Origin of the sequence: Streptomyces sp. NPDC001941 (assembly GCF_040296945.1) — a bacterium.
Lineage (GTDB): Bacteria > Actinomycetota > Actinomycetes > Streptomycetales > Streptomycetaceae > Streptomyces.
Map to the genome: position 1 here is coordinate 37,513 of NZ_JBEOYE010000037.1, position 20,970 is coordinate 58,482.

Genomic DNA, 20,970 nt, shown 5'->3' on the forward strand with positions numbered 1-20,970 from the left:
CGCCCCGGCTGACGGACTAGCCCAGCGCCTGCTTCAGGTCCTCGATCAGGTCGTCGACGTTCTCGATGCCGACCGACAGGCGCACCAGGTCCGCCGGGACCTCCAGCGCCGAGCCGGCCACCGAGGCGTGCGTCATCCGGCCCGGGTGCTCGATCAGCGACTCGACGCCGCCCAGGGACTCGCCCAGCGTGAAGACCTTCGTACGGGCGCAGAGCGCGACCGCCTCCTCCTCGCCGCCCGTGACCCGGAAGGACACCATCCCGCCGAAGGCCCGCATCTGCTTGGCCGCGACCTCGTGCCCGGGGTGCTCCGGCAGGCCCGGGTAGAGGACCTGGGTGACCTTGGGGTGCGCGGACAGCATCGCGGCGACCTTGGTGGCGTTCTCGCTGTGCCGGTCCATGCGCACGGCCAGCGTCTTCACGCCGCGCAGCACCAGCCAGGAGTCGAACGGCCCGGCCACCGCGCCCATCGCGTTCTGGTGGTACGCCAGTTCCTCGCCCAGCGCCGCGTCCCCGGTCACCAGCGCGCCGCCGACGACGTCGGAGTGGCCGCCCATGTACTTGGTCAGCGAGTGCACGACCACGTCGGCGCCCAGGGCCAGCGGCTGCTGGAGGTAGGGGCTGGCGAAGGTGTTGTCCACGACCAGCTTCGCCCCGGCCGCGTGCGCGACCTCGGCGACCGCCGCGATGTCGGTGATGCCGAGCAGCGGGTTCGACGGCGTCTCGACCCAGACCGCCTTCGTACGGTCGGTCAGCGCGGCCCGGACCGCCTCGGTGTCGGAGGTATCCGCGACCGAGAAGTCCACGCCCCAGCGCTGGGCGACCTTGGCGAACAGCCGGAAGGTGCCGCCGTAGGCGTCGTTCGGGATGACCACGTGGTCGCCGGGCGCCAGCAGCGTGCGCAGCAGGCAGTCCTCGGCGGCCAGGCCGGACGCGAAGGCGAGCCCGCGCACCCCGCCCTCCAGGGCGGCCAGGTTCTCCTCAAGGGCCGTGCGCGTGGGGTTGGCGCTGCGGCTGTACTCGTAACCGCCGCGCAGCCCGCCCACGCCGTCCTGCTTGTAGGTGGAGACCTGGTAGATCGGCGGGACGACCGCGCCGGTCAGGGGGTCGGCGGTGTTGCCCGCATGGATGGCGCGGGTCTCGAAGTTCTGGTGGTCGCTCATGGGGCGAGCGTAGTCGGGCGCCGGGCCCCCTCCGGCCCGTGTCCTGGACAATGGCCGCATGGAGATTCTCGTGGTCCTGTTCGCGGTCGGCATGATGTGCGCGATCCTCGTGCCCTGGGTGCGGAGGCGGCGCTCCGGCATCCGCCTGACCACGCCCGGCGCCCCGGACGCGGCCGACCCCGCGGCCTACGGCTTCGTGCGCCAGGAGGAGCTCGACCTGCGCATGCCCGGCCCCGACCAGGACCTCGTCGACGTCCTCGACCTGGTGCAGCGCACCCAGGACTGGCGGGCCGCGGCGCAGCTGCTCGCCGGCACCGGCAAGGAGGGCGAGGTCCGCTGGCAGCGGGTCCAGGCGTTCGCGGGCGCGGCCTCCCTGGAGCTGGCCGCCCGCCCGGGCGAGGGCGGCGCCTGGCTGCGGGCCTGGCGGGCCGAGGCCCCCAAGGACGCGGGCGCGGCGGCCGTGCACGCGGAGTTCCTGGTGCAGCAGGCCTGGCGGTCCTCGGCGGCCGGCACCGACGACTTCCGGATCATCCTGGAGGAGGCCCGCAAGGTGAGCGGGGAGGCCGCGCTGCTGGCCCCCGGCGACCCCGTCCCGTACGTCGTGGAACTGGCCGTCGCGCGCGGCCTCGGCTACTCCCACGAGGAGTTCGACCAGGTGTGGGCGAAGGTCATCGACCGCGCCCCGGAGCACATGGGCGCGCACCTGGCGGCGCTGCACTACTGGTGCGAGAAGTGGCACGGCTCGCGCCAGGACGCCGACCGCTTCGCGCAGTCGGCGGCGGCCCGCGCGCCGCGCGGCTCGCTGCTGGCCGCGCTGCCGCTGTTCGCGGTGTACGAGCACCTGCCCGAGATCGTGATCGTGCGGGACTTCTACCGCACCGAGGTGATGTCGAAGGCGCTGGACGGCGCGATGTACGCGGTGCACTCGGCGCGGCCCGACGACCCGATGCTGGCGCACGTGCGCCATCTGCTGGTGATGTTCCTGGTGCGGGCCGAGCGCTGGGCGGAGGCGATGGACCAGATCGTGCACGTGGACGGGCACGTGGGCGCGCTGCCGTGGACGCTGAGCGGCGATCCGGCGGGCGAGTACGCGGTCTACCGGGCGCTGGCGGTGGCCGGCTACGAGGCCAACGGCGGCAGCCCGGCGACGCTGCCGCACTGACGGGACCCGGGACCCTGCCCGTAGGTCCCACCCCCGCTACTCCCTGCTCCCCGCCCCGCGCGACCCCCGAGGAACCATGCCCCGCCTGATACCCCTCCCGGTCCTCGACTGGATCAAGTCCCCGTGCGGCGCCGGGGCGGACGAGCGCGCCGTCGCGCGGGGGCTCACCCCCCGCGAGCGGCTGGACGCCACGCGCCCGGGCCCGGTCCGGCCCGACCTGGCGGCGGCCGCGGACGCGGCGGCGTACGGCGACTGGGAACCCGCGGCGCGCCTGCTGCGGGCCACGGCGAAGACCGGTGACCGGGAGGGCCAGTACGCGTACACGTCCACGCTGGCCCGCCTGGCGGCGGAGGACGACGGCTGGCTGCTCGCGTGGGAGGCGGCGCGCCCCGCGTCACCGCAGGCGGCGGCGGTACGGGCGCTGGGCACGGTGGGCCGTGCCCGGCGGGCCCGGGGAGCGGACCGGGCCCTGGTGGAGCGGGCCCGCGCGGAGGTCGCGCGGGCCGCGGAGCTGGACCCGGCGGACCCGACGCCGCTGGTCGGCGAGGTCGCGCTGGCGCTGGAGGCGGAGTACCCGCACGAGGAGGCGCGGGCGCTGTTCGCGCGGATCACGGAGCATGCGCCGCACCACTACGCGGCGCACCGCGCCGCGCTGCGGTACTGGGGCGCGCGGGGCCGGGGCTCGGCGGACCTGTCGGCGCGGTTCGCGGCGGAGGCGGCGGCCGGGGCCCCGCCCGGCGGCCTGCTGCACGCGCTGCCGCTGGTCAGCCGGTACGAGCACGAGGCGTCCGGCCCCACCGCGCGGGCCCTGGTGGACGCGCTGGCGGCGGACGTGGCGGCGGCGGACCCGGAGCACCCGTGGCTGGCCGAGGTGCGGCTGCTCCTGGCGTGGTCCCTGGTGGAGCAGGGGCGGTACGCGGAGGCGGTGGAGCAGTTCCGGGCGACGGACGGGTACGCGGGGGCGTTCCCGTGGACCGGCCGGCCGGACCCGGCGCTGGCGCTGTCCCGGGCCCGCGACAAGGCGCTGCGCAGGGCCTGACCGGCCACGGAATGGTGCGGCGCCCCGGTTCGTTGTACGTACCGGATCCCCCATGAAACGGAGCCCGCATGTTCCTGTCCCGCACCCCCGAGCTCCCGACGCCCGAGCAGGCCCTGCGCGGCCGTCCGGAAGCCCAGTTCCAGCTGCCCGAGCGGCACACGGTCCTCGGCAACCCGCTGGCGGGGCCCTACCCCGACGGCCTGGAGGTCGCCGACTTCGGGCTCGGCTGCTTCTGGGGGGCCGAGCGGAAGTTCTGGCAGCAGGACGGGGTCTGGACGACCCTGGTCGGCTACCAGGGCGGCCACACCCCGAACCCGACGTACGAGGAGGTCTGCTCGGGCCGCACCGGTCACACGGAGGCGGTCCGGGTGGTCTACGACCCGCGCCAGGTCTCGTACGAGACGCTCCTGAAGCTCTTCTGGGAGTCCCACGACCCCACCCAGGGCTTCCGCCAGGGCAACGACCGGGGCACCCAGTACCGCTCGGCGATCTACACCCACACCCCGTCCCAGGCCACCGCGGCCGACACCTCCCGCCAGGCCTACCAGCAGGTCCTGACCGGCTCGGGCTACGGCGAGATCACCACGGAGGTCCTCCCGTCGGAGGGCCGCCCGTTCTACCCGGCGGAGTCGTACCACCAGCAGTACCTCTCGGAGGCCAAGAACCCGGGCGGGTACTGCGGGATCGGGGGGACGGGCGTCTCCTGCCCGATCGGCGTGGCCGCCGCCCCGGAACCCGACGAGACGGCCAAGTAGCCGCCAGAACCCGAGAGTTCAACGGGCCGGGTGCGCACCAGCAGGACGCGCACCCGGCCTTCGTGCGTACGGGCCGTCGCACCCTGTCCACCGGACGACCCACGCGGCGAGCGGGCCGGTACGCGAAGAGGCTCCGGCCAGCGGCCGGAGCCTCTCCTGGCGGACGGATGTGGAGATCCTCAGCCTGCACCGCTTCAATCGGATGAGCGCGAGGGAATCAGCTTCCTCCCCGCACCTTTCCGTACGCCACGCTTTCCATGTAGACCCCAGTCCTGTCTCCCTCGGGGTCGAGCAGAACCTTGAATTCGGCCTGGGCCCCCGTCTTGAAGTGGTACAGATCGTACTGACGCTTCGGGTCTAGCTTCAGCTTGAACTGGTCCATCGCATCGGATTCGAAAGGCGGATAGTCGGGAGGCAAGGTCGGTCCCCCTACCGTCCCGCTGCCCGGAGTGGGCCAGTGCGAGGGATCTTCCAGGTCGACACCATGGTTCTTGAGGTACTGGTCCGCACACTCCCGGTCCGTGGTGAAACTCATGGCCACATGCGGACGTGGCCAGTCGGTCGTGCCCGAGAACGTCCGGTCGCTGTACGAGCAGTCCGGGAATTCCAGCCGAAATTTTTCGAGTACGTCACCACTGGATTGCGAACATCCGGCCAGGCCCAGGAGAAGGGCACCGACGGAGAGAACCAGGATCCAGGTACGTGAGGACCTCCAGTGAGAACGGTCATCGTCCACGCTTACGGTCCCCGCTTCACAGAGTTCGGTCGACACGAACGGTCTTCCCTCCACGAATGACGAAATCCCGAGCGAATCCCATTCGGTGCAACTCCGCGAAGACACCGAGGTCAACGAGCCCTCCCGCGACCTTCTCACCATAGTCGAAGTTGTAGTCCTTGTAGAGGTCGATGCGAACATCTCCCGTAAAGCGGGACTTTCCACCGCCGAGCTTGGTCATAGTGAGATGGCCGCTCTGACGAGCGACGAATCCTCGGAGTGCGTAGTTCAGATCCCCGTCCGAGCCGTCGAACTGACCGGTTTCCCAACGCGTGTCGAGGTTAATGCGGCAGGAGGTTCCCACACCACCACTGCAGCTCTTGGCCGCCGCACGCAGGTAGTCGTCGATCTTCTCCTGCCGCGCAGAAGTCCACCCAGGGTTGGCGATGATACGCATCATCTGGTTCTCGTTCAGCGTGTAGGGCTGGTCAGGACGCGTGGTCCAGTACCCGTACAGCTCGCACGCAAGGGGCCCACGGGAGCAGGTCGCGAGGTGCCCGCCGAACATCACGAACATGTTGGTGGGTGTCATGAAGTACTGCCACCAGGGAGCCGAGTCGTATTCCGGATGGTCGGCTTGACCGGATTTCGGTTGCCGAAGCCCCTTCGGGTCCCCCGCGAAGATCCCGTCACTCGTCTTCACCCTCTCCCGCAGCTCGCTCCGCACCTTCTCCATAACGATGTTGCGCGCGGAGTTGGCCGCGTTCATGGCCGCACCGGCGTCCTTCCCTGCCGTGATGGCCATCGCCCGGGCGCTGTCCGCCGACGCCTGCGCGTCGGCGGCGTAGGTGGCCGCCTGCGCCGCGGAGTAGCGGGCGGACGTGGCCGAGGCCTGTGCCTGGCGGGCCGCGGTCCGGGCCGTCTGCGCCGCGGAGCGGGCGGACCGGGCGGAGGCCTCGGCCTGGCGTGCCGACTCCTCGGCCGCCGCCGCGGACTTGCTCGCGTCCACCGCGTAGCCCTCGGCCTCGGCCTTGGACTTCAGGGCGGCCGCCGCGGCCTTCCTGGCGTCATCGGCCCTGCTCTTGGCCCACAGCGCCGCCTCCAGCGCCGTCTGGGCACTCTGGTTGGCGGTGGCCGCGGCGCCCGAGGCGCGGGCGATGAGGCTCTGGATGTTCGCGGTGTGGTACGCGGTGTCCTGGTCGGCCTTGGCAGCCTTGTAGCGGCCCGAGGTCGCGAACTCGTGCAGCTGCGCGGCCGGACCCGCGAGCGCGACCTCCGCCGCCGCCCGTGCCCGGTCCCCGCCGCTCGCCTTCACCTGCAGGGCCGTCCCCGCGTCGTCCACCCGCTGGGCCTCGAGCCAGCCGCCGTCCAGGAACTCGGCGAGCGCCTCGGGCGTCTTGGCGTCGATGGCCCGGGTCGCGGCCTCCCGCACCATGTCCCCCGCGTTGGCGGAGATCTGCAGCACCCGGGCGCGGTTGTCGTCCATCCGGGCCTTGTACTGCCCGCTCTTCAGGAAGCCGGAGACCTCCGCGTACGAGCCGTCGAGTGCGCTCGACGCAGCGGCGCGCAGCGGCTCCGAGTCGGAGTCGGCCATGGCGCCGACGCGCGACCAGTCGTCCTGCTCCTCGGCCAGGCGCCGACCGTTCGTGAGCCAGTCCCGTACGTCGATGTCACCGCCCGTCAGTGCCGATTCGGCGGCCTGTCGCGTCCAGGGGCCACCCGTGTCCGCCAGCCGCAGGGCCGCCCGGCGTCCCAGTGTCACGGCCCGTGCCGGATCGGTGCCCTCGGCGGTCGCCTCGGCGAGCAGCTTGCCGGCCTCCGCGTCCCGTCGGCCGGCCTCGGCCCTGTCGTCGTCAGCCTGGGCCTTCCGCTCGACCTCCTGCTGCTTGGCCGCCTTGGCCTCCCGCACGAACTCGGCCGTCTGTGCCTTCAGCTGGGCGGCCTCGACCTGACGGGCCGAGTCGTAGACGGCCTTGGCCTGGGTGACCGCATCGGTGGCCACCTTGGCCGCTGCCTGCGCTTGCACGGCGTGCGTCATCGACTTGTTGGCGAAGTCCGTGGCCTTGCCCGCCTGGGCGACCGCCTCGTTCGCGGCCTTCGCCGCCGCGCGCGCGTGCCTGGCCGCGTCCTCGGCCGCCTTCTTCGCGCCCTCGACAGCGGCCTTCGCCTGCTTGGCGAGGGACGTCGCCTGCTGGGCCGCGTTCGTCGCGACGGCCGCTGCTTCCTTCGCCTCCGCCGCCGCGGCGGCCGCCTCGCGCGCCTTGGCGCTGGAGACGCCGCTCTTGGCACTGGCCTCCGCCGCCGCGGCCGCGGTCCTGGCCGCGTTCTGGCCGGCGCTCACGGCCGAGTTGGCGGCGATGAGCGCGTCGCCGATGGCCTCGATGGCCTTGACCGACGCGGCCACCGCGCCGTCGGCCGCATCGGCCGCCCTGGTGGCGTCCTCCGCGGCCTTGCGGGCGTCGCCGGCGCGACTCGCGTCCTTCGACACGGCCGTCGCCGAGGAGTAGGCCCTCGCGGCGGCCTCACCGGCTCCCGCGGCGGCGGAGGCGGCCGCTGCGGCGGCACTGGCCGCGGTGCTGGCCGCGGCGATCGCCCGGTTCGAGGCCCGGATCGCGGTGCGCGCGGCGGCCGCGGCCTGCTGGGCCGCCTCGGCGGCGATCGTCGCCTTGCGCGCCGCCACTTCCGCCGAGTCCTTGGCCCCCTGGCTCTCCTTGGCCGCTTCATCCGCGGCGCGCTGCGCGGCCGATGCGGCCTCGTCGGCCTGCTGCGCAGCCTGCTTCGCGGCCGTGGTCTCGTTCCGCGCGCGGGTTCCGGCCTTGTCGGCGAGGTCCGCGAGCTGCGAGACGGTCAGGGTCTCCTTGTCCCGTTCACGCGCCAGGTACTGACCGCGGTCCAGGAACTCCCTGATGTCGGCGGGAGACCCCTTCATCGCCTCCTGGGCGGCCTTGGCCAGCTGGGGCCCGGCGGAGGCGGCGATCTGGAGGACCTCCCCCTTGTCGTCCACCAGCTTCGCCTTGGGGTACTCCGTGGTCAGGAAGCCGACGAGCGCCTCGGACGTGCGGGCGTCGATGGCCTTCGTACCGGCCTCACGGACGATGTCGCCGGCTCCGTCCATCAGCGTCAGCACGCTCATCCGCTGGTCGTCCACCAGCGCGCTCCGCCAGCCGGATTCCAGGTACGCGGCCAGCTGCTCGGGGCTGCCGCCGAGGACCTTGTTCAGTTCCTCCCGTACGGCCGGCCCGCTCTCGTTCATCAGCCGGAGCGCCTTCATCCGGTTGTCCACGTCCACCCGACCGGGCAACTGCTCGACGAGGAAGGCGTGCACCTCCGCGTCGGTGCCCGTCAGGGCCACCTCGGCGGCGGCCCTGGTCTCGTCGCCGCCGGTCCGCCAGAACTGGAGCGCCTTGGCACGTTCACCGGGCGTGTTCTCGGTGGTGGGCTCCGCGGAGGCGGCGGACGCACCGAGCATTCCGCCCCCCATGGCGAGGGCGAGCAATCCCGCGACCGCGGCCCGGCCGAGCCCTCTCCGTCGACGAGTCGCCGCGTTCCCCCCGCGGCGCTCGCTCCTTCTCAACACTTGATATCCCCCAACGAACGGGTAACCGGCCGAATGCAGCAGGCTGTCCGGCCAGTTGAATGCGATTGGTCTGGGCACATGTTTGCATCCGGCCGGATCACGAAGCTTCCGTGCCGGCTCGGGAACATTGCCGGTTCCGCGCAATTCGCCAGACCGCACGAGGACCTCAACATCCCTTCCGGACCGAGGAGTTGCCCATCATGAAGGAAGTGGTTGATCTTGATTTACGCAGGGCCTTATCCCTGTCGTGTTACTCACGTCACAGGGGGGCGATTTCATTCACATGTTGGTCAAGTGATAAAACATTGCTGCCGTTGCACCGACCGTGGCTGACCACCACGTCCGATGGCAGGGGAGACTGGGGGGAACGACGGGGATCCTGTCTCATTTCTGGACGGCGAACCAACAGGCACGAGCCGTGTTGCCCCGTCATGTGAACCATGAGAGCAAGAGAATGAAGTTCAGCCCTGCCCTGCTCGTTTCCGGGGTTCTGCTCGGCGTCGCGGCGACGGCCGGCGCGGCCGTTGCAGCCGGATCCACCGACGACACCAGGACCGGAGGCGCCGCCCAGGGTGCGGAACCGCCTCTGGCTGCTGAGGACTTCAGCTACCCGCACTCCGCCGTCGACGAGCCCCTGAAGGCCCTCGGCTTCACACTCAAGTCCGGTGACGGGAACGTCGTGTACGGGAAGTGCGAGGAAATCCCCGAGGCATCCCGTATCGAGATCACCACCCACGTCAAATACGACACTTCTTTCTGCTTCCGCGTGACGGGAGCCAAGGGTGGGTTCATCACCATGGAAATTCCCCGGGTGTGGAGCATCAAGCCCGGAAACTTCCGTGTCCACGGCGAGATGACCGTGCCCGCCGAGGGCAGCAAGGTCACTTTCGAGGCCAAGGAGAACGAATGGACCGGCGTCGGGAAGACGACGGACCAGAAGAAGCGTGACCACACCCTCTTGCGGCTCGAAGCCATCAAGTAGGCAAAGTCCTGCGGCTCACGCAGACGTACCACGTGGAACGGCCCCTTTCCCGAGGGCTGCTCCCGGCCGCGCTCGCAGCCCTTCACCCACGGACCACGTTCACCTGGCACCACGCCATGGCTTTCACCAAGGAAACAACCTTGTCTTCTCGCATTTCCCGCACCACTTGGGTCACCGGCCTGGTCGCGGCCGCAGCGGTCACCGGGCTGGTGGGCCCTGCCCCGGCGACCGCCGCCACCGGCCCCTCGGGCACCGACGCACACGCCTTCACCGCCAGGATCGTGATCGGCGACGGCGACCCCGTTCGAGCCTGCTCGGCCGCGCTGGTCTCCCGCGAGTGGGTCGTCACCACGGCGTCCTGCTTCGCCGACGACACGACGTCGGTGACGGCCGGAAAGCCTAAGACGAAGGCCACCGTCAGCCTCCGGGGCGCCGTCGCCAACGGCACCGCCTACACGGGGGACGTCGCCGAACTCGTCCCCGCCCGGGACCGCGACGTGGTGATGGCGCGCCTCTCCGCCTACGCCCCCGAGAACGCCCGCACCGTCTCACTGGCCGGCACCCCGCTGGCCGTCGGCGACGAGGCCGTCTTCGCGGGCACGGGCCGGACCAGGACCGAGTGGGTGCCCGACGAGGTCCACACCGCCGCCCTCAAGGTCGACGGCACCAGCGACACGGACCTGTCCGTGTCCGGCAAGAGCGCGGACGACGCCGTCTGCCAGGGCGACATCGGCGGACCGCTGCTGCGCGAGACCGGCAGCGGCCTCGAACTGGTGGGACTGGCCACCCGCTCCTGGAAGGGCGGCTGCCTGGGCACCCCCGACACCGAGACCCGTACGGACGCCAGGGCCGCGCGGACCGACGACCTGGGCGAGTGGATCAGCGCCACCGCCAACCGCGCCTGGACCCGCCAGATCGCCGCCGGTGACTTCACGGGCGACGACAAGGCCGACGTCGTCGCCATCGACAAGACCGACGGCAAGTTGTACGCCCACCCCGGCGACGGCAAGGGCTCCTTCACCGGCCGCAACCAGATCGGCGTGCAGTGGGAGACCACCCGCGCCATCACCGCCGGCAACTTCGTCGGCGACAAGAACGCCGACCTCGTCGCCATCCGTGACAACGGCATGCTGTTCACCTACCCCGGCAACGGCAAGGGCGTCTCCAACGCCCCCATCCAGGCGGGCAACGGCTGGGACAACATGCGCCTGCTCGCCTCCGCCGACTTCACCGGCGACGGCAAGATCGACCTGCTCGCCGCCCACACCAACGGCAAGCTCTACGTCTATCCCGGCACCGGCGACGGCAAGTTCGGCTCCGGCGTCGGCATCGGCGACGGCTGGACCGGCATCCGCCTCATCGCCGGCGGCGACTTCAACGGCGACCGCAAGGCCGACGTCATCGCCATCAACAACAACGGCACCATGTACCGCTACGACAACAACGGCAAGGGCGGCCTCGGCTCCGCCGTCAAGGTCGGCGACGGCTGGAAGTCGACCCGCCTGCTCAGCAGCGCCGACTTCAACGGCGACGGCAAGGCCGACTTCCTCGCCCTGCGGAGCGCCGGCACCTTCCTGACCTACGCGGGCAACGGCACGGGCAGCTTCGCCAAGCCCATCATCACCCAGCCGTAGTCCTCCCCCTCTCCACCCGCACCTCCCGCGCCCCCAACGCCCTCCCGAAGGACGGGTCGTGGGTGACCGTGACGACTGCTCCGCCGTAGTGCGACAGGGCCCGTTCCAGGTCCTCGATCAGGGGGAGCGACACGTGGTTCGTCGGCTCGTCCAGGAGGAGGAGGTCCGTCGGGCGGGTGACCAGGCGGGCCAGGGAGAGGCGGCGGCGCTGGCCCGTGGAGAGGTGGTCCACCCGGGTCGTCAGGTCCTCCTCGCGGAACAGGCCCAGGGCCAGGAGTCCGGGGGCGTGGTCCTCCGGGTGGCCGGGGCGGCCGTGGGCGTACGCCTGGAGCAGCGGGATCCCCGGGGCGCGGGCCGGGAGTTCCTGCGGGAGGTAGCCGACGCGGCCCCTGCGGTGGACCGTGCCCTCGTCCGGGGCCAGCTCCCCCGCCAGGAGCCGCAGGAGGGTGGACTTGCCCGCGCCGTTGCCGCCCGTGACCAGCAGGCGGTCCCCCGCCTCCACCGTGAGGTCCGCGACCCGCAGGCGGGTGCCGATCCGGACGTCCTTCAGCGTGGCCAGGGGCGTGGAGGAGGAGGGGAGCGAGGGGGCCTCGGCGTACGGGGTGAACGTCAGGGGTTCCGGGGGTTCCTGGACCGGGCTGCGGCGCAGTTCCTCCAGGCGCGTGCGCGCCGCCCTGACCCGGCCCGACAGCTTCGCCTCCGACGAGCGCCGGTGCTTGCCGAAGCCCTGGCCCGGGTCCTTGCCCGTCGCCGCCAGGCGCGCCGCCGACGAGGCCAGCAGGGCCTCCGTGGCGGCCAGTTCCGCCACGTACTCCGCGTGCCGCTGCTCCCAGCGGGCGCGCGCCGACGCCCTCGCCGCCCGGTAGCCCGCCCAGCCGTCCCCGTACCGGCGCACCGACCGGGTGTCCCGGTCCACCTCCAGGATCGCCGTCGCGAAGCCCTCCAGGAAGGCACGGTCGTGCGTGATCACCACCACCGTGCCCCGGTGGGCCCGCAGCCGCTCGCGGAGCCAGCGCGCCGCCGGGGCGTCGAGGTGGTTCGTCGGCTCGTCGAGCAGCAGCAGTTCCGCGTCCGCCGCCAGTACGCAGGCCAGCGCGAGCCGTGCCTGCTCGCCGCCGGAGAGCGTGCCGAGGGGCCGGTCGCGCGCGACGTGCCCGAGGCCGAGGCCCAGCAGGGCCGCGTCCGTCCGGGCGTCGGCCGCGTAGCCGTCGCGCTCCTCGAAGGCGCTCAACAGGTCGCCGTACGCGGCGAGTCCGGCCGGTCCCGCGTCGGCCAGCCGCTCCTCCGCGCGCCGGATGGCAGCCTCCAGCGCGCGCAGTTCCGCGAGCGAGGCGTCCACCGCGTCCGCCACCGTGCGGTCGGGGCCGAGGCCGAAGGTCAGGGCGAGGGTCTGGGCCAGGTGGCCGGTGCCGCCGGGGAAGGCGACCGTGACGTCGCCGCCGTCGGGCCGCTCGGCCCCGGCCAGCAGGCGCAGCAGGGTGGACTTCCCCGAGCCGTTCTCCCCGATGACGCCGACGCGCTCGCCGGGGCGGACGGTCAGGGAGACGTGGTCGAGGACGGTGCGGCCGTCGTAGGCCTTGGAGACGTCGGACAAGGCGAGTTGGGCGCGTGCGCGCATGGTTCTTTCCCTGGGTGGGTGAGGCGGACCGGGACGTGCGAGCGCGGCACGGCGGACCCGCGCCGGCGCCGTGCGCCGGCGGTCACGCCGTACCGGTGTCCCGGTCAGAGAAAGAAGTAGTGCCTCATATCGACGAGCGTACGGGGAGGGGGGCGTGCGGGGCGAGCGGATAAACCCGAGGCCCCTCCAGTACTCCGCCGGAGCAAGCGCAGGGGCCCCGCCCGAGTACCGAGTACTCGGGCGGGGCCCCTGCCGCGGTCGTACGCTCAGATCGTCGCGGCGTCGATCACGAAGCGGTAGCGCACGTCGCTGGCGAGCACCCGCTCGTACGCCTCGTTGACCTGGTCCGCGCGGATCAGCTCGATCTCCGCGCCCAGCCCGTGCTCGGCGCAGAAGTCCAGCATCTCCTGGGTCTCGGCGATGCCGCCGATCATGGATCCGGCCAGCGTCTTCCGGTTGCTGATCACCGAGAAGAGGTTCAGCGAGACGGGCTCCTCGGGCGCCCCGACGTTCACCAGGGTGCCGTCCGTCTTGAGCAGGCCGAGGTACGCGTCGAAGTCCAGCGGCGCCGAGACCGTCGAGACGATCAGGTCGAAGCTGCCGGCCAGCTTCTCGAAGGTCTGCGGGTCACCGGTGGCGTGGAAGTGGTCGGCGCCCAGCTTCAGGCCGTCCTCCTGCTTGCGCAGGGTCTGGCTGAGCACGGTCACCTCGGCCCCCATGGCGTGCGCGATCTTCACGCCCATGTGGCCGAGGCCGCCCAGGCCGACGATCGCGACGCTCTTGCCCGGGCCCGCCTTCCAGTGGGCCAGCGGCGAGTAGAGCGTGATGCCCGCGCACAGCAGGGGCGCGGCCTTGTCGAGGTCGATGCCCTCGGGGATGCGCAGCGTGTAGTTCTCGTCGACGACGATGTGGGTGGAGTAGCCGCCGTAGGTGGGCTCGCCGTCCTTGCCGACGGCGTTGTACGTGCCGGTCATGCCCTGCGTGCAGTACTGCTCCAGGCCCTGCAGGCAGTACTCGCAGGTGCGGCAGGAGTCGACGAAGCAGCCGACGCCGACCCGGTCGCCGACCGCGAACCTGCTGACGCCGGAGCCGACCGCGGCGACCACACCGGCGATCTCGTGGCCCGGGACCATCGGGAAGGCCGCCCCGCCCCAGCCGTCGCGCGCCTGGTGGATGTCGGAGTGGCAGATGCCCGCGTACTTGATCTCGATCAGCACGTCGTGCTCGCCGACCGGGCGGCGCGGCACGGTGGTGCGCTCCAGCGGGGCCTTGGCGGCGGGGGCCGCCCAGGCGGCGACACGGGTGAGGTCGGGGGTGGGGGTGGCGGGGGTGTTGGTGGTCATGGCGTACAGCCTGCCGGGCCCGCGGCCCGTCACCCAGGCCCCTGGGTTTCGTACGTACGCCCTGCGTACGTCCGGTGTGCGTACCACTGGCAGGGTCAGGCTCGCGCTCGTGCCACGGCGGGCCCGGGGCCAATACTTGGGGTATGGACCAGCGTGCCGAACTCAGCGAATTCCTCAGGTCCCGGCGGGCCCGGCTGAAGCCGGAGGACGTGGGGCTGCCCGACTTCGGGCGGCACCGCAGGGTGCCGGGGCTGCGCCGTGAGGAGCTGGCGCAGCTGGCCGGGGTGTCGGTGGCGTACTACACGCGCCTGGAGCAGGGCAACGGGCAGAACGTGTCCCTGGAGGTGCTGGACGCCATCGCGCGGGCGCTGCGGCTGACCGGCGCGGAGCGCGACCACCTGACCCACCTGGCGAAGCCGAAGGCGAAGAAGAAGCGCTCCTCCCCGCTGCGGGCGCAGACGGCGCGGCCCGCGCTGCAGCACCTGATCGACGCGATGGAGGGCGTGCCCGCGTACGTCCTGGGGCGCCGCATGGACGTGCTGGGCTGGAACCGGATGGCGCGGGCGCTGCTCGGCGACTTCACCGCGATGCCGCAGCGGGAGCGGAACATGCTGTGGCAGGTGTTCCTGAACCCGGCGGCGCGGGACCTGTACGTGGACTGGGAGAAGAAGGCGACGGACTCGGTGAGCAACCTGCGGCTGTACGCGGGCTGCTCGCCGGACGATCCGCACCTGTCGGCGCTGGTGGGCGAGCTGTCGGTGAAGAGCGAGGAGTTCCGCGCGCTGTGGGCGGCCCACACCGTGCAGGACAAGGGGCACGGCCAGAAGGTGCTGCACCACCCGCTGGTGGGCGAGCTGACGCTGTCGTACGAGACGCTGCGGCTGCCCGACGACCACGACCTGAACCTGGTGACCTACCACGCGGAGCCGGGCAGCCCGTCGGCGGACGGGCTGCGGCTGCTGGCGAACTGGGGCGTGGACGAGACCGTCCAGGTGTGAGCCGCCGGGCGTGGGCCGGGTGGTACGGAGAAGGGCCCCGCGGCCGGGTGGCCGCGGGGCCCTTCTGCGTACGGGTCGCGTACGGGCGGGACGGGGTCAGGCCGACGAGCCGGCCTTCCACTCGGCCCAGCTCAGGTTCCAGCCGTTGAGGCCGTTGTCCGGGGCGATGGTCTTGTCCTTGGAGTTCTTCACGACCACCACGTCGCCGACGATGGAGCTGTCGTAGAACCACGCGCCGGGCTGGTCGGGGTCGTTGGCGCCCTTGGCGTCGTTCAGGCCCACGCAGCCGTGGCTGGTGTTGGCGTTGCCGAAGATCGAGTCCGATCCCCAGTAGTTGCCGTGGATGAAGGTGCCGGACGAGGACAGGCGCATCGCGTGCGGCACGTCCTTGATGTCGTACTCGCCGCCGAAGCCGACGGTGTCGCCGTTCATCCGGGTCTCCTTGAACTTCTCGGAGATCACCATCTGGCCGTTGTACGTGGGGTTGCTCGGCGAGCCCGCGGAGATCGGGATCGTCTTGACGGTCTTGCCGTCGCGCTTGACGGTCATCTCCCGGGTGGCGACGTCCACGGTGGAGACCTGGCTGCGGCCGATCTTGAAGGTGATCGTCTTCTGCTGGACGCCGTAGACGCCCTGGGCGCCCTGCACGCCGTCCAGGTTCAGCTTCAGCGTCACGGTCGAGCCGGACTGCCAGTACTGGTCGGGGCGGAAGTCGATGCGCTGCGCGCCGAACCAGTGGCCGACGACCTCCTGGCCGCTGCTGGAGGTCACCGAGATGCCGGACTGGACGGCCTTCTTGTCGGTGATCGCCTTGTTGAAGTTGATCGAGACCGGCATGCCGACGCCGACGGTGGAGCCGTCCTCGGGCGTGAAGTTGCCGATGAAGCTGTTGGCCTTGGAGACGGTGGTGAACGAGCCGTTCTCGTGGGCCTCGCGGCCCTCGGAGTCCTTGGCGGTGGCGGCGATCTTGTAGATCGTGGCGCGCTCCAGCTGGTCGTCCGGCTGCCAGCTCTTGCCGTCCGCGGCGATCTTTCCCGCGACCGCCTTGCCGTCGCCGTCGGTCATGGTGACCTGGGTGAGCGTGCCCTCGGTGACGGTGACCTTGGCGGAGTTGTTGATGCTCGCGTTGTCGGAGCCGTTCTTGGGCGCGATGGCTATTCGGGCCTTGGAGGCGTCCTTGGCGGCCGCCTCGTCCACCTGGGCCTGCGACTTCTTCGAGCTGTCGGCGCTGCCGCCGCCGTCGCTGCACGCCGACAGGACCAGTACCCCACCGAGCACCGCGGACGCGGCCGCCAGGCCCTTGCGCCGCTTGCTACGAGTCATCACACGCTTCTCCATCGTCGCCGCTTCCCTGCCAACAACCACGTCTTCACAACAACACACACGAGCGCCCGCCCGGTTCCGTTACGGCCCCGGATGTGGGGAACACCACTGATCACGCGGCGCCCGCCCTCGCGGTTCCCGCCTCCGCGCGTCGTCGTGCTCCGCCGTGGACGGTGACGGGCCCCGGCCCGCCGTGGCGGCGGTCCGGGGCCCGTCGGCGGAGCGTTCCGCGCCTACGGGCGGACGTCCGCCTCCCCACCATCTTCCTCGTCGTCCTCCCAGTCCTCCGCATCGGGGTCGTACTCGATCTGCTCGCTGCTCCAGGAGGCCTGGGTGAGCTCGACGCCGGGGACCCGGCTCACCAGGTCGAAGGGCTCCACGAGGTACGCCAGGGCCTCGGCGACGTCCTCGGTCACCGCGGTCCGGGCGTGCGCGCGCTCGCCGTCCGGCATGTACTCGTCGTCCTCGATCCGGTCCAGGGCCGCGCCGCTGAGCTTCTCGGCGTTGTCGACCTCCAGCACCAGGTCGACACGGAGGCGGACGAACCGTGAGGTTTCAGAAGTGGTCATAGCACGGAGGTTAGGGCTCGGACGGGCTTCGACTTTCCTGCGACCCGGTGTGTTCATTAGCATCGGCGCACACTCAAGTCGGGGCTCTCGCAAGGGGGATCGAATTTCCGTGTCCACACTCCGCCGCCCGCTGCTGACCGCCACCGCCGCCGGCACCCTGCTGGCCGCCCTGTGGTTCGTCCCCTCGGCCAACGCGACCGACGAGCAGCCGTCCGCGTCCGCGCAGGCGAGCGCCGCGCGGGAGCGGCCGGAGCCGGGTGACGGGGAGCTGCGGCTGGCCGACACGGGCGGCCCGGTGGACACCACCCCGTACCTGATCGGCGGCACCGCGTTCCTCTGCGCGGGGGCCGGGTTCGTGGCGTACTCCGCCCGCCGGGCGGGACGCTCCACGCTCTGATCGACAGCGGTCACGGAGTGTGTACGGAAGCAAAACGGCGCCCCGTGGTCCGCTTGGGACCGCGGGGCGCCGCGCGTCGTTCCGAGGGTGCGGGGCGCCGGGGCGCCGTCCGTCAGAGCAGCGGGCCGGTGTGCGGCTCCACGGCGGCGACGACGCCCCCGGCCCGTACGAAGGCGTCGGCGGCGGCCAGGTCCGGGGCGAGGAAGCGGTCCGGGCCCGGGCCCTCGACGCCCGCCGCGCGCAGGGCCCCGATCACGGCGGCCGAGGCCGGCGCGGGAGTGAGGCCGGTGCGCAGCTCGATGCCGCGGGTGGCGGCGTACAGCTCGACGGCGAGGACCCGGGCGAGGTTGCCGACGGCGGTGCGCAGCTTGCGGGCGGCCGACCAGCCCATGGAGACGTGGTCCTCCTGCATGGCGGAGGACGGGATGGAGTCGGCGGAGGCCGGGACGGCGAGCCGCTTCAGCTCGCTGACCAGGGCGGCCTGGGTGTACTGGGCGATCATCAGGCCGGAGTCGACGCCCGCGTCACCGGCCAGGAACGGCGGCAGGCCGTGGCTGCGGTTCTTGTCCAGGAGCCGGTCGGTGCGGCGCTCGGCGATGGAGGCGAGGTCGGCGACGGCGATGGCGAGGAAGTCCAGGACGTACGCGACGGGGGCGCCGTGGAAGTTGCCGTTGGACTCCACCCGGCCGTCGGGCAGCACGACCGGGTTGTCCACGGCCGCGGCCAGCTCGTACTCGGCTACCCGGCGGGCGTGCGCCAGGGTGTCGCGCCCGGCGCCGGCCACCTGGGGGGCGCAGCGCACGGAGTACGCGTCCTGCACGCGCGGCGCCTCGTCCTCCTGGAAGTGCCCGGTCAGGCCCGACCCCCGGAGCACGGCCGCCATGTTGGCGGCGGCGGCGCCCTGGCCGGGGTGCGGGCGGATCGCGTGCAGCTCGGGGGCGAGCACCTTCGCGGTGCCCAGCAGCGCCTCCAGGGAGAGCGCGGCGGTGACGTCGGCGGTCTTGTAGAGGGTGTCGAGGTCGGCGAGGGCCATGAGCAGCATGCCGAGCATGCCGTCGGTGCCGTTGAGCAGCGCCAGGCCCTCCTTCTCGCGCAGCTCCACGGGGGCGATCCCGGCCTCGGCGAGCAGCTCGCCCGCGGGGCGGACGGTGCCGTCGGGGCCCTCGGCGTCGCCCTCGCCCATCAGCGTGAGCGCGCAGTGCGACAGCGGCGCGAGGTCGCCGGAGCAGCCGAGCGAGCCGTACTCGTGGACGACCGGGGTGATCCCGGCGTTGAGGACGTCCGCCATGGTGCGCGCGACCTCGGGGCGCACCCCGGTGTGGCCGGAGGCGACGGTCTTCAGGCGCAGGAACATCAGGGCGCGCACGACCTCGCGCTCGACGCGCGGTCCCATGCCGGCGGCGTGCGAGCGCACGATGTTGCGCTGCAGCTGAGCACGGAGGTCCTGGCCGATGTGCCGGGTGGCCAGGGCGCCGAAGCCGGTGGAGACGCCGTAGACGGGCTCGGGCTTGGCGGCCAGGGCGTCGACGATCCCGCGCGCGGCGGCGAGCGCGGCGACGGCGTCGTCGGAGAGCTTGACCCGGGCGTTGCCGCGGGCCACGTCGATGACGTCCTGAGCGGTGGTCCCGGACGTGCCGACCACGACAGTGTGCATATCCATATTCAGCACCCTACGGATTGAATCTGAACGTGTCACTAGGTGGCCCGGTACCAGTGCGGGCGCCCTAGCGGGCGTCCCTGAACCTGCGGCGGTCGCGCGGCTCGGCGGGCGGGGCGTCCGCCATCCGCACCACGGCCCCGTCGCGCCCGGCGACCACCGGCTTCGGGGAGCGGGCGGCCTTGGCCCGGTACTGGGCGGCGTCGGCGAGCCGGAAGAGGCGGCGGGCCGAGCGCACCTGGCCGATCGGGTCCCCGGTCGAGGCGACCCCGCAGGCCACGCCCTCGCCGAGCTCCAAGTCCCCGGCCCGTACGCACAGTTCGTCGGCGACCCGGACCACCTCGTCCGCCTGCGGGCCCACCGCGACCAGGCAGAACTCATCGCCGCCGAGCCGGGCGGCCAGGGCCCCGGGGAGCATGGCGCCGCACAGCGAGAGCACCGAGCCGAAGCGCTCCAGGAGCCGGTCGCCGACGGCGTGGCCGTGGGTGTCGTTGACCTTCTTCAGGCCGTTGAGGTCGCAGACGACCAGGCTGACGACGGATCCTTCGGCGCGGTGCAGCTCGACGGCCTCGTCGAGCCGCATGTCCACCGCGCGCCGGTTGGCCAGGCCGGTGAGCGGGTCGGTGAAGGCCAGCCTGCGGACCTCCTCCAGGCGCTCGGACTGGGCGATGCCCGCCGCGACGACCGAGGCGAGGACGGTGGCGAAGTCGGCGTCGGCGCGGCCGAAGACGGGCGCCCCGGCCCGCCGCGCCACGTACAGCTCGCCCCAGGCCCGGCCGTGCAGCACGATCGGGGCGACCACGCAGCAGCCCCGGCCCCTGCGGCGCAGCGCGGCCACGCGCTGGTGGCAGTAGCCGTGGGCGGCGTCGGCGGGGCCCTCGGCGGTCTCCACCCAGGCGTTGGGCTCGCCGCCGCCCGCCCACCGCTCGTGCAGGAACTCGGTGATCTCGGGGAACTCGTTGACCGGGTAGGTCTCGGCGTCGGGGAACTCCTCCTCGCCGGGCGCCCGTTCCCCGGCGTTGACCAGGACCTTCAGCCGGCCGAGCTCGCGCTCCCAGACCGAGAGCGCGGCGAAGCTCCCGTCGAGCGCCTCGCAGGCGCCGAGCGCGGCGGCGCGGTGGGACTCGCGCGGGGTGTGCGCGGCCGCCATCGCCTGCGCCAGCGCCACCACGGCCCTCAGCCGGACATCCTCTCCCATTCCCCCAGCTTAGGTACGTACCACGTCATTTCACTCGCCGGGCCACTCCGGCCTGCGCTTCTCGTTGAACGCGGCGACCCCTTCGGCCCGGTCGGCGGAGAACGCGATGGTCTTCCAGGCGGCGTCCTCGACCTCCAGGCCGGCCCGCAGGTCCAGGCCGTGGCCCAGCCGCATGGCGCGCTTGGCGGCGCGCAGCCCGACCGGGGAGTTGGCGGCGATCCGGCCGGCCAGCTCCAGGGCGCCGGTGCGGGCGTCCTCGGCCAGCTGGTCGACCAGGCCGAGGGCGAGCGCCTCGTCGGCCTCGACGCGGCGGGCGGTGAAGACCAGTTCGGCGGCGCGGGCCGCGCCGACGCGCCGGGGCAGCAGCTGCGTACCGCCGCCGCCGGGGATGACGCCGACCGAGACCTCGGGCAGGCCGACCACGGTGGTGGCGTCGCCGACGATCAGGTCGCAGGCCAGGGCCAGCTCGAAGCCGCCGCCGAGGGCGAAGCCGTGCACGGCCGCGATCGCGGGCATGGGCAGCTCCATGACGCCCGCGTAGCAGCCGCGCGAGACGGGGCGCTGGCGCAGCATGTCGGCGTCGCTGAAGGAGTTGCGCTCCTTGAGGTCGGCGCCGACGCAGAAGGCCCGGTCGTTGGAGGAGGTCAGGACGGTGACCCGGACGTCGGGGTCCTCGCCCAGGGCGGTGCAGGCGGCGGCCACGGAGCGGGCCATGTCCAGCGAGACCGCGTTCATGGCCTTCGGCCGGTCGAGCACGAACTCGGCGACGTGCCCCTCCTTGCGGACCACCACGAACTCGCCGTAACGCTGTTCCTGAGCCACTGGACCCCTCCCGGTTAAC

17 protein-coding genes are annotated in these 20,970 nt (G+C 72.4%); 7 read left to right on the top strand and 10 right to left on the bottom strand.

Annotated elements, in window-relative coordinates:
• Window positions 1-16: 16 nt before the first annotated feature.
• Window positions 17-1,162: a cystathionine gamma-synthase gene (locus ABT160_RS23940; RefSeq protein ID WP_351649801.1), complete on the bottom strand. Its 1,146-nt coding sequence runs from the start codon at window positions 1,160-1,162 to the stop codon at window positions 17-19.
• A gap of 58 nt (window positions 1,163-1,220) precedes the next feature.
• Here ABT160_RS23940 and ABT160_RS23945 point away from each other — a divergent pair, with 58 nt between their 5' ends.
• From ABT160_RS23945 to msrA, 3 genes are all read left to right on the top strand, one after another.
• Window positions 1,221-2,324 (top strand): hypothetical protein, encoded by a 1,104-nt coding sequence (locus tag ABT160_RS23945; RefSeq protein ID WP_351649802.1) that lies wholly within the window; start codon window positions 1,221-1,223, stop codon window positions 2,322-2,324.
• 76 nt (window positions 2,325-2,400) lie between these two features.
• The gene (locus tag ABT160_RS23950; protein ID WP_351649803.1) at window positions 2,401-3,363 is read left to right on the top strand and encodes a hypothetical protein; all 963 of its coding nucleotides are present in this window, start codon (window positions 2,401-2,403) and stop codon (window positions 3,361-3,363) included.
• Window positions 3,364-3,431: 68 nt separating this feature from the next.
• Window positions 3,432-4,118, top strand: coding sequence for a peptide-methionine (S)-S-oxide reductase MsrA (gene msrA / locus ABT160_RS23955; protein WP_351649804.1), 687 nt, complete (start codon window positions 3,432-3,434; stop codon window positions 4,116-4,118).
• A gap of 217 nt (window positions 4,119-4,335) precedes the next feature.
• Here the strand turns inward: msrA and ABT160_RS23960 are convergent, their stop codons facing one another.
• Both ABT160_RS23960 and ABT160_RS23965 read right to left on the bottom strand, forming a co-directional pair.
• On the bottom strand, window positions 4,336-4,890 hold the full coding sequence (locus tag ABT160_RS23960; protein ID WP_351649805.1) for a hypothetical protein: 555 nt from the start codon (window positions 4,888-4,890) through the stop codon (window positions 4,336-4,338).
• Window positions 4,871-8,302 (bottom strand): ALF repeat-containing protein, encoded by a 3,432-nt coding sequence (locus ABT160_RS23965; RefSeq protein ID WP_351649807.1) that lies wholly within the window; start codon window positions 8,300-8,302, stop codon window positions 4,871-4,873. The genes ABT160_RS23960 and ABT160_RS23965 overlap by 20 nt, the downstream gene beginning before the upstream one ends.
• Before the next feature lie 562 nt (window positions 8,303-8,864).
• Between ABT160_RS23965 and ABT160_RS23970 the strand changes: the two genes are divergently transcribed.
• Together ABT160_RS23970 and ABT160_RS23975 are read left to right on the top strand one after the other, a co-directional pair.
• On the top strand, window positions 8,865-9,392 hold the full coding sequence (locus ABT160_RS23970) for a hypothetical protein (RefSeq protein ID WP_351649808.1): 528 nt from the start codon (window positions 8,865-8,867) through the stop codon (window positions 9,390-9,392).
• Between the two features lie 140 nt (window positions 9,393-9,532).
• Window positions 9,533-11,026 carry an FG-GAP-like repeat-containing protein gene (locus tag ABT160_RS23975; RefSeq protein WP_351649809.1) on the top strand — a complete coding sequence of 498 codons (1,494 nt, stop codon included), beginning with the start codon at window positions 9,533-9,535 and terminating at the stop codon, window positions 11,024-11,026.
• Here ABT160_RS23975 and abc-f read toward each other — a convergent pair.
• Window positions 11,013-12,644, bottom strand: a complete 1,632-nt coding sequence (gene abc-f / locus ABT160_RS23980; protein ID WP_351649810.1) for a ribosomal protection-like ABC-F family protein — start codon at window positions 12,642-12,644, stop codon at window positions 11,013-11,015. The two genes, ABT160_RS23975 and abc-f, sit on opposite strands and share 14 nt — an antisense overlap.
• Before the next feature lie 266 nt (window positions 12,645-12,910).
• Window positions 12,911-13,987, bottom strand: coding sequence for an NAD(P)-dependent alcohol dehydrogenase (locus ABT160_RS23985; protein WP_351649811.1), 1,077 nt, complete (start codon window positions 13,985-13,987; stop codon window positions 12,911-12,913).
• A 143-nt stretch (window positions 13,988-14,130) separates the two neighbouring features.
• Between ABT160_RS23985 and ABT160_RS23990 the strand changes: the two genes are divergently transcribed.
• Complete coding sequence (locus ABT160_RS23990; protein ID WP_351649812.1) at window positions 14,131-14,985, top strand: helix-turn-helix transcriptional regulator; 855 nt, start codon at window positions 14,131-14,133, stop codon at window positions 14,983-14,985.
• Between the two features lie 96 nt (window positions 14,986-15,081).
• On the opposite strand, the gene ABT160_RS23995 is transcribed toward ABT160_RS23990, so the two are convergent.
• Together ABT160_RS23995 and ABT160_RS24000 are read right to left on the bottom strand one after the other, a co-directional pair.
• Entirely contained in the window at window positions 15,082-16,323 is a 1,242-nt protein-coding gene (locus ABT160_RS23995; protein ID WP_351649813.1) for a L,D-transpeptidase, read from the bottom strand.
• A gap of 218 nt (window positions 16,324-16,541) precedes the next feature.
• Window positions 16,542-16,877, bottom strand: coding sequence for a hypothetical protein (locus tag ABT160_RS24000; RefSeq protein ID WP_351649814.1), 336 nt, complete (start codon window positions 16,875-16,877; stop codon window positions 16,542-16,544).
• Between the two features lie 109 nt (window positions 16,878-16,986).
• Here ABT160_RS24000 and ABT160_RS24005 point away from each other — a divergent pair, with 109 nt between their 5' ends.
• Window positions 16,987-17,274: a hypothetical protein gene (locus ABT160_RS24005; RefSeq protein WP_351649815.1), complete on the top strand. Its 288-nt coding sequence runs from the start codon at window positions 16,987-16,989 to the stop codon at window positions 17,272-17,274.
• A 112-nt stretch (window positions 17,275-17,386) separates the two neighbouring features.
• On the opposite strand, the gene hutH is transcribed toward ABT160_RS24005, so the two are convergent.
• The 3 genes from hutH to ABT160_RS24020 form a co-directional block, all read right to left on the bottom strand.
• Complete coding sequence (hutH, locus tag ABT160_RS24010) at window positions 17,387-18,928, bottom strand: histidine ammonia-lyase (RefSeq protein WP_351649843.1); 1,542 nt, start codon at window positions 18,926-18,928, stop codon at window positions 17,387-17,389.
• Window positions 18,929-18,998: 70 nt separating this feature from the next.
• Window positions 18,999-20,129 carry a GGDEF domain-containing protein gene (locus ABT160_RS24015; protein WP_351649816.1) on the bottom strand — a complete coding sequence of 377 codons (1,131 nt, stop codon included), beginning with the start codon at window positions 20,127-20,129 and terminating at the stop codon, window positions 18,999-19,001.
• 30 nt (window positions 20,130-20,159) lie between these two features.
• Window positions 20,160-20,951 (bottom strand): enoyl-CoA hydratase/isomerase family protein, encoded by a 792-nt coding sequence (locus tag ABT160_RS24020; RefSeq protein WP_351649817.1) that lies wholly within the window; start codon window positions 20,949-20,951, stop codon window positions 20,160-20,162.
• Window positions 20,952-20,970 lie beyond the last annotated feature (19 nt).